Source organism: Cellvibrio sp., from assembly GCF_053579595.1.
Window position 1 is genome coordinate 1 of the sequence record NZ_JBRFPI010000095.1, and the last position, 12,880, is coordinate 12,880.

Consider the following 12,880-nt stretch of genomic DNA (forward strand, 5'->3'; position numbering starts at 1 on the left):
GAGGTGCGCGATGCAGGCGAAGAATTGAAACGTTCCAAAGACAGCCTTGCTGAAATCATGGCGCGCCAAAAGCTCGCTGAAGAAAAATGTAAACAACTGCAAAAATCGATTGAAGAGCACGAAGGTTATGCAATCAAAGCCTTGGAAAAAGGCGATGAAAAGCTCGCACATGAAGTCGCTGAGCACATTGCTGGCTTTGAAAATAGTCTGGCGATGGAGCAAGAGTCCGCGCAAAATTTTGCGCAAAGCGTAGAAAAATTGCGTGCAGCGATTAATGTTGCAGAAAAAAATATTAAACGCCTGAAGCAACAAGTGGATACCGTTAAGGCGACGGAAAATGTGCTCAAGGCGCAGGTGGCTGTAGCAGAGCGCCACAGCGGTTCCGATTCCAAAATGCGCACTGCTATGGAGTCCCTGGAGCGCATTAAAGAGCGTCAAGCGTTAAAAGATGCACAGATTAAAGCGGCAAGTGAAATGGCGCAAACCACGGGTGATGAGTCATTGAAGTCAAAACTCGAGGCCGCTGGTATTGGCACCAATGGTTCATCAGCAGATGATATCTTGGCGCGCATTAAAAGCAAAAAAGCTCCCGAGTAAGCTCGGGGCTTTTCTCACTCACTTCAGCCAGGCCTTTAAGGAATGAATGAATTTCTGTTAACCATCGTCAGCTTTCCCACGGTGTTCTTCACCTTTTTTCTAGGTGTCGCTGTGCTTTATTGGCTATGTGCTGCAATAGGCTTGGTGGATATTGAAGTACTGGACATAGATCTGCCAGATGTTGACGGACAGGTACATGCCCACGCAGAGCACACCTTTGCTGAAACCTTCGCTGGAATACTATTGCGCCTCGGGCTAAATGGTGTGCCGGTTACGATTATCGTTACCTTTATTGCCTTGGTCGGTTGGTTTATCAGTTACTACCTGAGCTACTTCGAGTTGGCTTTGCTTGGCTACAACTGGGTGCGGTTTATTGTCGGTATACCGATTATTGTTTTTTCGCTCTATTTGGCGGTTTTAGTAACGGCTCAGCTGATTAAACCGCTGCGAAAATTTTTTGCAAAAACCGAGCAATATGTGGAAAAGAAAATACTCGGGCAGGTGGCGATTGTGCGCTCATCCAAGGTGGATGGGCACTCAGGTGAGGCAAACTTTGATGATGGCGGTGCAGGTTTGATTGTTAAGGTGCGCGCCTTCGGCGAAAAACAATTTATACGCGGTGATAGGGTAGTTTTGCTGGAGTATCTAGCGGAGCAGCATGTTTATCGCGTTGTGTCAGAAGAAGAATTTCTGGGTAAAACCAGCGAATAATGAGTTAAAAATCTACTTGGGTAAAAGGAGTAAGCGCAATGTTTGAAGCTGCAATGGCCACACCGGTTCTGACTGTGATTGGAATTGTATTTATTGTCCTGCTGGGTTTGGCGGGTTTGTTTAATGCCTTCTATTACAAAGTGGCGCAAGGCACGGCACTGATCGTGAATGACATGAGTGCAACACCCAAAGTGCATTTTACCGGTGCCTTGGTGTGGCCGATTATCCACAAAAAAGAATTGATGAATATCTCGCTCATTACCCTGGAGGTAGATCGTCGCGGGCGCGATGGGTTGATCTGTAAAGATAACCTGCGCGCTGACATTACGGTCGCTTTCTATTTGCGCGTTAACGAAACCCCGCAAGATGTGCTGCGTGTTGCCAAAGCGATTGGTGCTGAGCGTGCGTCTGATAAAGAAGCGGTTGATCTGCTTTTTGCTGCAAAATTTTCTGAGGCATTAAAAACCGTCGGTAAGCAAATTGAATTTATCCAGCTGTTTGAAAACCGCTTGGAGTTCCGCGAAAAAATTATCGAAGTCATTGGCGATGATCTCAATGGTTATGTGCTGGAGGACGTGGCTATCGATTATATCGAGCAAACGCCAAAATCCTCGCTTGATCCAAACAATATCCTCGATGCTGAAGGTATCAAAAAGATTACCGAATTGACCGCTGCGCAAAATGTTCGTACCAACATCCTGGAACGTGACGAAGAACTGGCCATCAAAAAGAAAAACGTAGAAACCACCGAAGCTATGCTGGCCCTTGAACGTCAACAGGCAGATGCGGAAGCGCGCCAAAAACGTGAGATAGCCACTATTCAAGCCCGTGAAGAAGCGGAAACCAAAAAGGTTCAGGAAGAAGAGCGTCGCAAATACGAGCAAACTGCGATTCAGGTAGCGCAAGACCTCGCTGTACAAACTGAAAACCAGCAGCGTGAAATTGATGTCGCTGCGCAAAACCGCTTGCGTGCAGTCGCGATTGAAGAAGAGAAGGTAACCCGTGCGCGTGATCTGGAAATTGTATCGCGTAAACGCGAAGTAGAGTTGCAAACCATTGAAGCTGAGAAAGCGATTGAAGTGCAGAAGAAAGAAATCGCCAACGTCATTCGCGAGCGCGTGGTAGTGGATAAAACCGTTGCTATCGAAGAAGAGCGTATTAAGGAAGTGCGTGAAGTGTCCGATGCGGATCGCAAAAAACAAGTACAAGTATTGGCTGCCGAAGCTACTGCTGAAGAAATCAAAGTGAAGCAAGTTAAAGCGGCAGAAGCGGAAGAGTTGTCAGCCAAGCACAAAGCATCAGAAATTATGACCATGGCTCAAGCCAAGCTGGAAGCTTCCTCCAAAGAAGCGGAAGCTATGAAAAAATTGGCGGAAGGTATTCAGGCTGAACGCGCAGCTCCCGGCCTTGCCGATGCGAAAGTGCAAGAAGCGAAAGCAGGTGCTTTGGAGAAAGAAGGTATTGCCGAGGCTAGCGTAATTCGCGCCAAAGGTGCAGCGCAAGCTGACGCAGGTAAAGCTGAAGCTGAAGTGATTACCGCGAAAGGTGCTGCAGAGGCAGAGGTGATTGCGTCCAAAGGTACATCGGAAGCGGGTGCAACCAAAGAAATTGGTTTGGCGAGTGCGGATGTAACTCGCGAACAATTTAAAGCTGAAGCAGATGGTTTGGTTGAGAAATTCGAAGCCATGAATGCGATGAGTGATAAAGCGCGTGAACATGAAGAGTTCCGTATGGGCTTGGAAACCGCCTTGAAAGAAACACTCGCGGGTATTGCAGCGGGTAAGGAAATCGCGAAAGAAAATGCCGAAATTTTGGCAATCGCACTGCAGAAAGCCCACATTGATATCGTTGGTGGTGAAGCGCAATTCTTCGATAACTTTGCCAAGTCATTATCGATCGGTAAAGCAATCGATGGTCTTGCGAGTAAAAGCGGTGTGATTCAAGCGGTGCTGGATAGATTTGTCAATAAAGCACCGGTAGCAACAGCGCCCGCTAAAGAAAAAGCGGAAGACGTGGAAGTAGTTGGTTAATTAACTCTTTAAAGTCTACCCCCTCCCCCTCGAAGAGGGGGAGGGGGTGAGAGGGGGTTCTGTTGACGCTCAATAAAAAGGAACAATCCATGTCGCAAGCCAATGATGTAGCGCAGGCCGCTGAAAATATTGTTGATACTGCCGTTGCCGAAGGTGGCGCTTACGAAATAATTCGCAAGCGCTTGTTGGATCAAGGACAAAGCCTTAACGCCAAGGTGCGTGAATTAAATGACGCGCGTCTGGCTGAGTTCGGTAGCTCCGCCATGAATGTGATTGCCCGTGTGCGTGTGCGCACGGAAAATAATTGCATCCCGCGCGATATAGTTCAGGTGGGTGATCACCTGCTGTTTGGGTACAACGTCTTCATTGGTCTGAAAAAAGAAACCAAAGTTGAACATGTCTTTTCGCTGTTTACCAAAAAAATAACCGACTCAGGCGTTGAGTTGGAGTCAGTTGCTCTTGCCGGCACTTTTCTTGCGGAACAAAGTTTCGTTAATGATTTTGATGAGCTCTACCGCTACTACAAAGATACACGTTTGGTTGAGCTTGCCGTAAACAATGGCAAACTGCTCGCCGGATTTCAAATAGGCGAGCGGCTGGATGACTTGCGCGTGTTTCGCTGGTCAATTTCACCCGATGGGAAAACCCTGAAATACATTGATAATCGCGGCGAGCGCGATATTCAATTGCCGCCCGCATTTGATTTCGAATGGATAGCTGCAACCCGTGAGGATGCAGTGCATGGCCGCCATCCACATTTAAATATTTTGGATAAGGTTTTCGTTGAAACCGTTGGTGGCGACCTGACCATCAAAGTCGAAAATAATACCGAAGACGGTTTGGGTATCTATCGCGAAACCGTAGAAGATAAAACCCAATCGCTCGATGACGCCAGTGTATTTTACGCATCAGTCGGCAATTTAATTCTGCTAAAAATTCGCCCCTACCGTGAAGACCAGTGGCGCCACCTGATTTTTAATACACTGATGCAAACGGTATTGCGCATCGACAAAATTGGCCAATCCTGCGTTCAGCTGCCGGAAAATCACGGCATTATTTTTCCGGGTGGCTACTACCTCAATACCGGTGAATACAAAACCTTTGAGGAAGATAATAGCGCCTTCCGCTTTAAGCGAATGATTCGCTCACCCAATGGTGAGGATGTGCTCTACGTATTCTATGAGCCCGCAGCGGGAGTAGTCTCACTGCTCGCATACAATTTGATTGAAAAGAAATTACAAAACCCGATTTACGGTAGCGGTTATGCACTGGCGGACAACGGCGAAATTGTTATTTTTTCGGCTGAGTCAGAACCAACCCGCGTTCACCCTATGCAATTGTGGGAAACTCCTTATGTGAGCGCGGAGTTTGCGAGTAAGGCGCCGGCGCGGCAGAATTTTTATGGACGCATTGGCAACAACGAATTAGTGCGCGGCATATCTGATTTTTACAGCATCACTCGCGTTATCAGTAATCAGTCCGTCAGTGTGCGTTTGTACGAAGAGTTGAGTCTGTCCGCTAAAAAAGTGTTTGATACCTACTATTGGCTCAATGAAAATGAAACCCAGGCGATTGCCAGCTTATTAAAAGAGATTTCCTCTACCGCAGAATTAGTGATCGACGAATTTGAAAAAGTCGAATCCATTCGCCAGCAATCTGCCAAAGCCATGCAGGATGCAGAGCAAGAGCACGCAGCAATTCTGCAATCACTGCGCCCCGAAAATTGGGAAACGGCCGAGGAATATGTGGATGCACTCAGCCGCGTGCGTAAACAGCGTGGTCAGCTCGCCACCATTAAAGAATTGCGTTATATCGATCAGGCGCGCATTGCTGTGCTTGATCAGCAGCTCATGGAAGCAAACACCAAACTCAGTGAAGAAACGGTTACCTATCTTGCCGATGAGAAAGCGCTCACGCCTTATCTGACCAAGCTGGATGACTTGAATGCGCAGGTTGATAAAGCCGAAACCAATGCGGCCATTACGCCTATTATTGACGTCATCGAGAAAACCGCGACTGGCTTGGATTTACTGTCCGAATTAATGGGCACACTTAAAGTGGATGATGCCACTTTGCGCACGCGGATTGTGGATGCCATTTCAGAAGTCTACGCCAAGCTCAATCAAAGCCGCGCTAACGCTAAACACAAACAAAAGAATTTCGGATCGGCGGAAGCCGTTGCGCAATTTGGTGCGCAATTCAAATTGTTTTCGCAAAGCATTTCTCATGCATTAGGCTTGTCGACCACACCGGAAAAATGTGACGAGCAGTTATCCAAATCACTGGTGCGATTAGAAGAGCTGGAAGGGCAGTTCAGCGAGTACGATCAGTTTCTCGCTGACATTATGGCTAAGCGCGAAGAAATTTATGAAAGCTTTCAGGAGCACAAACAGCGCCTGTTAGATGAACGGCAGAAAAAAGCTCAGAGTATTACCGATGCCGCAGCACGTATCCTTGCCAGTATTGAAAAACGCTCGCTTAGCATTACCAAAGCCGAAGAGCTGAATACCTATTTTGCCTCAGACGCATTGGTATTAAAAATTGGCGATCTGCTCGCGCAATTAAAAGCCCTGGACAGTGCCGTAAAAGCCGATGATATAGATGCGCGCTTTAAAGCGATTCGCGGGCAAGCGCTGCGTGCACTGCGCGATAAAACCGATATTTTTGAAGAGGGCGGTAATGTCATCAAGCTCGGCCCGCGCCATAAATTCAGTGTGAATACCCAAGAGCTGGATCTAACCATTATCCCGCGCGAGGGCGAGTTAAATTTTCATCTGACCGGCACCAATTATTATGCGGCAGTGGAGAACAGTGAGCTGTTGCAGCTGAAAGATTATTGGAGCATGGCACAGGAGTCAGAAACTGCGCAGGTCTATCGCGCGGAATATCTGGCCGCTTTAATATTGGACGCAGCAGACCACCAATCTACAGGCCTCAGCTGTGACCTGTTACGCGAAGCGCTTGTAGATGATGAAAAACTCGGCAAGATAGTGCGTGAATTTTCTGCGCCACGCTACAAAGAAGCTTATCAAAAAGGGATTCACGATCAGGATGCCGTTTTAATTCTCAAAGAATTAATTCCCGCGCTGGATCGCGCTGATTTATTGAAATTTGATCCGCTATCGCGCGGCTTGGCGCAGGTCTTTTGGGCCAACCTGAAAGAGTTTGCGATCAAATCCAAATCCCAAGGATCATCGCTTTCGTTTGAAACCTGGAAAGACCGTGCTGTCTCGGCCAAACATATGCAGCGTTTATTCGCCAGTATGGATGCGCTGGAAATATTGGTCGAAGAGGTTATCGAAACGTTTGCAGAATTTATCCAACGCCATCCCATCGCCGCGAGTGATTTGGATATTCGCCGCGCAGCAGAATACCTGGTGGAAGAACTGGCGCGGGAGCGCGTGGAATTTATTACCAGCAAATACGCCGTACAACTGGTCGAGTTATTCAAACAGTCATTAGATGACGAAACCTGGCGCCACTATCAAGACGTTGCTGCGAAAATGCAGGGCTGGCCAGCAGATCGTTGGAATCTGACGAGCGCTTGGTTGCAGGCAATGGTTAAAGATAAGCAGCAAGAAGCGCTTGCGCGCTATATTCCTGAAGCGGTTGCCCTCTTAAAAACTGACCAACGCCTGGATCGCCGTTTTACGGAAGTGGAAGTTGAGCTGCGCATTAGCGGTTTAATGGGCGATCATCCACTTATTCAAAATCGAACACTCTCCTTTTCGTTGGATTCATTTGTGCTGCGTCTTGCGCATCATCGCCTTGTGGTTGTTCCGCAATACCAGCGTTATCTGCAGGTTCGTCAGCAAATCGTCGAGCAGGAGCGTTACAGTTTGCGCTTGAATGAATTCAAGGCTAAACCATTAAGCTCGTTTGTGCGCAACCGTTTAATCAATGAATCTTACTTACCGATTATTGGCGATAACCTCGCAAAACAAATGGGTTCGCTCGGGGCCACAAAACGTACCGATTTAATGGGTATGTTGATGATGATCTCGCCACCGGGATACGGAAAAACCACATTGATGGAATACGTGGCGAACCGCTTGGGTTTGATTTTTATGAAAATCAATTGCCCATCACTCGGTCACGATGTGTTATCGCTGGACCCCGAGCGCGCACCTAACGCCACTGCAAAACAGGAATTGGTCAAACTCAATCTGGCATTGGAGATGGGTAACAATGTCATGTTGTATCTTGACGATATCCAACACACCAATGCTGAATTTTTACAAAAATTTATTTCTCTGTGTGATGGCACACGCCGTATTGAAGGTGTATGGCAAGGCAAAACCAAAACCTACGACATGCGTGGTAAAAAATTCTGCGTGTGTATGGCTGGAAACCCTTACACCGAATCCGGTGAGGCTTTTAAGGTGCCGGACATGCTCGCTAACCGCGCAGACATTTATAATCTCGGCGATATTCTCGGTGGCATGGAAGAGCAGTTTGCATTGAGTTATATCGAAAATGCTCTCACCTCCAACGCCGTCCTTGCACCTCTCGCACTGCGTGATATGCAAGACGTTTATAAATTTGTCGCCATGGCTAAAGGCGAAGAAGTAGCAACTACGGATTTGAGTCACCAATATTCCGGTGCCGAAGTAAATGAAATTGTTGGCGTAATGAAAAAATTATTTGCGATTCAGCAAGTAGTTTTACGCATTAACCAACAATACATCGCGTCTGCCGCGCAAGATGATAAATACCGCCTGGAGCCATCGTTTAAATTGCAAGGCAGTTATCGCAATATGAATAAAATGGCTGAAAAAGTTTCATCGGTAATGAATGAGGCGGAGTTAATGCAAATGATCGCTGACCATTATTTGGGTGAAGCGCAAATGCTAACGACCGGTGCCGAGAGTAATTTACTGAAGCTTGCCGAATTGCGCGGTAACATGACGGAAGAACAACGTATTCGCTGGGAGCAGATCAAAAAAGATTTCTTGCGCAATAAAGTCATGGGTGGCGACTCTGCGGATACAGGCGCAAAAGTGGTGGTGCAGCTTGCCGATATGGTCGAGGGCATTAATAAACTCACAGCGGCAACGAGTAAACCAGCCGTAACAAAAAATAGCGCTGCTAATCGCGAGTTGATTGCCGCAATCACCGCCTCGGCAAATAAATTGGAGCATTCACTTGCACCGGTTGCACCCACAGTGGAAGTGATTAACCAGCCGTTGCCAGGGTTGGATAAGGTTCTGCGTGTGCTTGCCGATACATTGGAAAGCTCGCTGGTTCCTTTGGTGCGCAATATGGATAAAAAATTGGACATTGATTTGCGCAACCACGAAAAAATTGAGCAGGTATCACAACAGCTCAAACAATTGGAGGCGGAGTTGTTTTCCAAACGAGCTAAGCCAGTATCAGTGAATGCTGATGCTGTAAAGCCTGATGCATCCCAGTAGCATTTTATGCTCGCACGTAAAATTAAATGGTTGGTGGCGATATGTACCCTGATGATTGGGGTTCATATCGCCAACCTATTTACCAATGGATCTCTTTATCAATACGGAATACATCCGCGTCAACTTGATTCGCTCTGGGGTATCGTCGCTGCGCCATTTTTACATGGTGATATTGGACATTTGTTAAGTAATCTTGTTGGCTTGATTATTTTTAGTGCGCTCTTGTTTGTGCATTCGCTAAAGCGCTATCTATGGAGCAGCGCTTTTATTATTGTGCTCACTGGCTTGTTGGTGTGGTTGTTTGCACGCAACGCTCTGCATATAGGAGCGAGCGGTTGGATCTTCGGTCTGTGGAGCCTGTGTATCGCCACTGCTTGGTATGACCGAAAATTTATCAATATTGTGATCGGACTATTAGTGGTGTTTTTATACGGCGGTATGTTGTTTGGCGTTTTGCCTGGTGATCCGCGCGTATCATTTGAGTCGCATTTTTTTGGCGCTACAGCTGGCGTGGTGTGCGCATTTTTTCAGGCAAAGCTTTTCAATAATAGAATGTAGTCGGATTTTTTCTTTAAAGGATGCAATTATGCGCCAACCTGAATTAGAAGATTGGTTAGTGGCGACACTGGAAGATTTTAAACTCAGCCAATCGGAAGCCTTGGAACTGCGTGATATTTTACCCAAACTCGCACAAGACGATATCGCCTTTGTACGCAATAAAGCGTTTTTGTTAGCGCGTGAACCTGCGCGCGCCGGTGGCGACAATGCCGTCGCCTCTTTATTGTGGCTGGAAAAAATCAGCAAGGTTATCGACAGCTTTCGCCAAACCCAATCCGTCTCCATCACCGAAGCTCACTTCAGCCCCGGTGAGGATTGCCGCCGTCAACTTTTGGATCTACTTGTCGCTACGCGTGAAACACTGGATATAAGTGTGTTTACTATTTCTGATGACCGTCTTTGCGATGCTATCGTTGCCGCTCACAAGCGTGGTATTCAAGTGCGGCTGATTACCGATAATGACAAGGCGCATGATCAAGGCAGCGATATTTTTAAACTCATTGATCAAGGCATCATTGTGCGTATGGATAACACTGAAAATCATATGCATCACAAGTTTGCGATTGTTGATAAAACGATATTGGTCAATGGCAGCTTCAACTGGACGCGCTCCGCAACGGTTTACAACCAAGAGAATATTTTGGTAACTAATGAACCAAAATTGGTGGCTGCTTATTTAGGCGAGTTTGAGAGTTTGTGGGATGAGTTTTCTCGTTAATAAATTTTAGACTAAGGAGATAATAATGAAATGTACGCAATGTAAAACCCAACCCTTGGAGCCTAATGAGTTGGAATCTGGATTAATTGCCGCTGTTTGCCCGCAATGCCAAGGAGCCTTGTTGTCGCTAATGAATTATCGATTTTGGGCGGATCGCCATGCAGTGACACCTTCTGAGGTTGCCAATGTCGATGAAATTGTAGAGGTCGAATCTGCTCATTCATGCCCCAAATGTAGCCGCCTGATGACCAAATACCAAATTGGCGCATCAACCAGCAACAAGCTGGATTTATGTGGCGCCTGTGACGAAGCCTGGTTGGATAAAGGCGAATGGAAATTACTAAAAACCTTGGATTTGCATGGCAAGCTTCCCAAAATATTTACCGATGCATGGCAGAGGAATATTCGCAAACAGCGCCAGGAGATCGCGCTTAATGAACGTTATGAAAAAATGCTGGGTAAGGAAGATTTTACTACGGTCCATGAATTTAAAACCTGGCTTTACCAAAATCCCAACAAAGAGTTAATCAAGCAATTTTTAGTGATCGCCCCGGAATAATATTTTTCTCAATAAAAACCAAGGAGTAGTTTATGACTGAAGCACGAGATTATCTTGAAATGTCTTTTCAATCGATTCAATGCTTTTCTAATGATGGCAAGCTAGATGCGCATGAGTTAGGAAAAATATTAGCAATCGCAGAGAAAGATGGTGAGATTGATCAGAATGAAATCAGAGTGTTGCGCAATATTATTAGTCGCGTTAAGCCCCATGAGCTTGATGAGGCTATGCGTAAGAAGATGATGGAAATCAGTGAAAAAGTTAAATAAGCCTACATAAACAGGGTTAGCCGAAAAATCGGCTAACCCTGTTAGAAATTATTTTTCTTCAATCTCATCCACGTCCACTTGCCCACTCATGCGGCGAGTGAAGTGTGACCAGCACATACCTACGGCGAGCATGGCTGCTAATAAAACTTCAATAACCCAAGCCATGGCCGAGATATCGGTAACGCTTAAAAATCCCCAGTAAATAAATAACCACACAAGGCAAGCAAACAGTGCCGCCAGTGCAATTACGCCGATCAGCCCGAGCGAGTTAAGTGTTGCCTTAATATAAATGCCCCAGCCAATCAGCAAAATAATCCCCGCAATCACCACATAGGGGGTGATGTCACTGAAGCTGTAGTGAACCCAATGAAAATAAGAGTAGCCACTGGGGTTATAGCTGAGTAGTACCAATAAGAGCGCGAACAAAAAACGCAATGCAACGCCGCTGGCTGTGAGGTTCATAATAAATTTCCTGCTGATTTTAGGTAGAGAGATTATTGGTCAAAATTTCAATTGCGAAAAGTGACGGCGATATTTAATGAAGCCGATTTTAGCATTCGGGTTGTAACCCATCGCCGTATAAAAATCCTGGGCGCCCCGGTTTCCACTGCTGGTTTGCAGCATGATTTTGGAACAATCCTGCTCCAAACAAAATGCCTCAATATAATCCATCATACTTTTGCCGATGCCCGTCCGTTTATAGCCGGTACTGACAACTACATTTTCAACGAGCGCAAACGGCTGGTTGTCGAACATGATATCCTGACACAAGCACAGGAGTGCGGTCGCAGTGATTTCACCCGCATCATCACACACTAGCAAGTAGGTGTTGTCGCTATTTGCTACTGCATCAATTCTTTCCGGCGACACAGATACGGGCGAGAGCGTATTTAGCTCGCGGTATAAATTGGCAATGGCTTCGGCATCGTCTTTGTTGGCCCGGCGAATGCTGTGCATAGCTTACCTCTGGCCGAAATGTTCATCTGCTTGCGCAAATACCCACTGCTGCAATGCAGCATCATCATTCATGTCGCCTTCATAGGCAACATCGGGAATGTAGGGTTTATTGTCATCGCGTAACCGTTTGTTCCATTTTTTTACCGGAACCATAAAGTTATAGGTTTCTTCCAGATACTTACTTTGCATATCCGCAATTTGAGTGTAAGCCGTGTCTGCGTTGGTAGGTTCACCAAGGTGTAGCAGGTTAGGCACTAGTTTTACCATATCGACAAAATCCAAGCATGCGCTCACACAGGTTTTGTCAGTGATGAGTACAATTTTAATGTTCGATTCCCACTCGTCGTTCGGTGGCGGGATGGCATTGCTCTCATCGGGAGTTTCACTTTGGTAAAGTGTCTGTTCAGCAGTTTCAAGCGCTTGTTTTAAGCGTACTTGAAATTTTTCAAGATATTGCACATCGGAAAATTCTTCGCCCTGATTGGCCATCAATGTTTTTAATGCATAGTCGTATGACCAGTAGAGCTGCCAGCTTGCGCGAAATAGTGCAGTTGCACCTTGATTTTTAAAGTGGAATTGATTGGCCAAATAAGTTGCTGCTTTTTCATCTTTGTTAATGATGGTATTAAAAATATTGATACCGTGCGTTGAGCTTCCCCCAGCGTTGCCTCTCGTATCCAATACTATCAAGTTTATTTCTTTAATTGATTCCAAATCATCCAATAACTTCTGCTGGCTTTGCGCCGCTTCTGGCGTGTGCAATGCAAAATCGCTCGCACGAATCCATAATTTATCCGGCGTTGGTTCGGATACCGATGGAAGCGCATATTGGGTATTGGATTTGATCGCTATTACATCAGCTTCTTCTTTGCTAATAGGGGACCATACAAACCAATAAGTTTTAGTGATCTTATCTACTAGAAAATCACAGGTGTGAAAATCAGGCCTGTTTAATACACTGCTGATTGATCGGTCTTGTGTGAAGGCTTTGGCCGCGTGATCCCTTGGTTTTAGTATCTGCCAGCGAATATCAAAATAGGGTGCATAGTGTTTATACTGAAGTTCGT

Annotated in this window: 11 protein-coding genes; 8 read left to right on the plus strand and 3 right to left on the minus strand. The window is 46.2% G+C overall.

Going from position 1 to position 12,880, the window contains the following annotated elements; genetic code table 11:
• From ACWA6V_RS08100 to ACWA6V_RS08135, 8 genes are all read left to right on the plus strand, one after another.
• Positions 1–597 (plus strand): PspA/IM30 family protein (locus ACWA6V_RS08100; protein ID WP_449522006.1); only part of this gene is annotated, 597 nt, incomplete at its 5' end.
• A 42-nt stretch (positions 598–639) separates the two neighbouring features.
• Positions 640–1,308: a DUF1449 domain-containing protein gene (locus tag ACWA6V_RS08105; protein ID WP_449522007.1), complete on the plus strand. Its 669-nt coding sequence runs from the start codon at positions 640–642 to the stop codon at positions 1,306–1,308.
• A gap of 38 nt (positions 1,309–1,346) precedes the next feature.
• A complete protein-coding gene (locus ACWA6V_RS08110; protein WP_449522008.1) occupies positions 1,347–3,338 on the plus strand; it encodes a hypothetical protein in 1,992 nt (663 codons plus the stop codon).
• A gap of 89 nt (positions 3,339–3,427) precedes the next feature.
• Positions 3,428–8,752 (plus strand): DNA repair ATPase, encoded by a 5,325-nt coding sequence (locus tag ACWA6V_RS08115; protein WP_449522009.1) that lies wholly within the window; start codon positions 3,428–3,430, stop codon positions 8,750–8,752.
• A 6-nt stretch (positions 8,753–8,758) separates the two neighbouring features.
• Positions 8,759–9,310, plus strand: a complete 552-nt coding sequence (locus tag ACWA6V_RS08120; RefSeq protein WP_449522010.1) for a rhomboid family intramembrane serine protease — start codon at positions 8,759–8,761, stop codon at positions 9,308–9,310.
• 28 nt (positions 9,311–9,338) lie between these two features.
• Positions 9,339–10,028, plus strand: a complete 690-nt coding sequence (locus ACWA6V_RS08125; RefSeq protein WP_449522011.1) for a phospholipase D-like domain-containing protein — start codon at positions 9,339–9,341, stop codon at positions 10,026–10,028.
• Positions 10,029–10,053: 25 nt separating this feature from the next.
• Entirely contained in the window at positions 10,054–10,587 is a 534-nt protein-coding gene (locus ACWA6V_RS08130; RefSeq protein ID WP_449522012.1) for a hypothetical protein, read from the plus strand.
• Between the two features lie 32 nt (positions 10,588–10,619).
• Entirely contained in the window at positions 10,620–10,856 is a 237-nt protein-coding gene (locus ACWA6V_RS08135; protein WP_449522013.1) for a hypothetical protein, read from the plus strand.
• 48 nt (positions 10,857–10,904) lie between these two features.
• On the opposite strand, the gene ACWA6V_RS08140 is transcribed toward ACWA6V_RS08135, so the two are convergent.
• The 3 genes from ACWA6V_RS08140 to ACWA6V_RS08150 form a co-directional block, all read right to left on the minus strand.
• Entirely contained in the window at positions 10,905–11,318 is a 414-nt protein-coding gene (locus ACWA6V_RS08140; protein ID WP_449522014.1) for a DUF6524 family protein, read from the minus strand.
• A 39-nt stretch (positions 11,319–11,357) separates the two neighbouring features.
• Positions 11,358–11,813: an N-acetyltransferase family protein gene (locus ACWA6V_RS08145; RefSeq protein WP_449522015.1), complete on the minus strand. Its 456-nt coding sequence runs from the start codon at positions 11,811–11,813 to the stop codon at positions 11,358–11,360.
• A 3-nt stretch (positions 11,814–11,816) separates the two neighbouring features.
• On the minus strand, positions 11,817–12,880 hold a 1,064-nt coding region (locus tag ACWA6V_RS08150; RefSeq protein WP_449522016.1), incomplete at its 5' end, for a S41 family peptidase.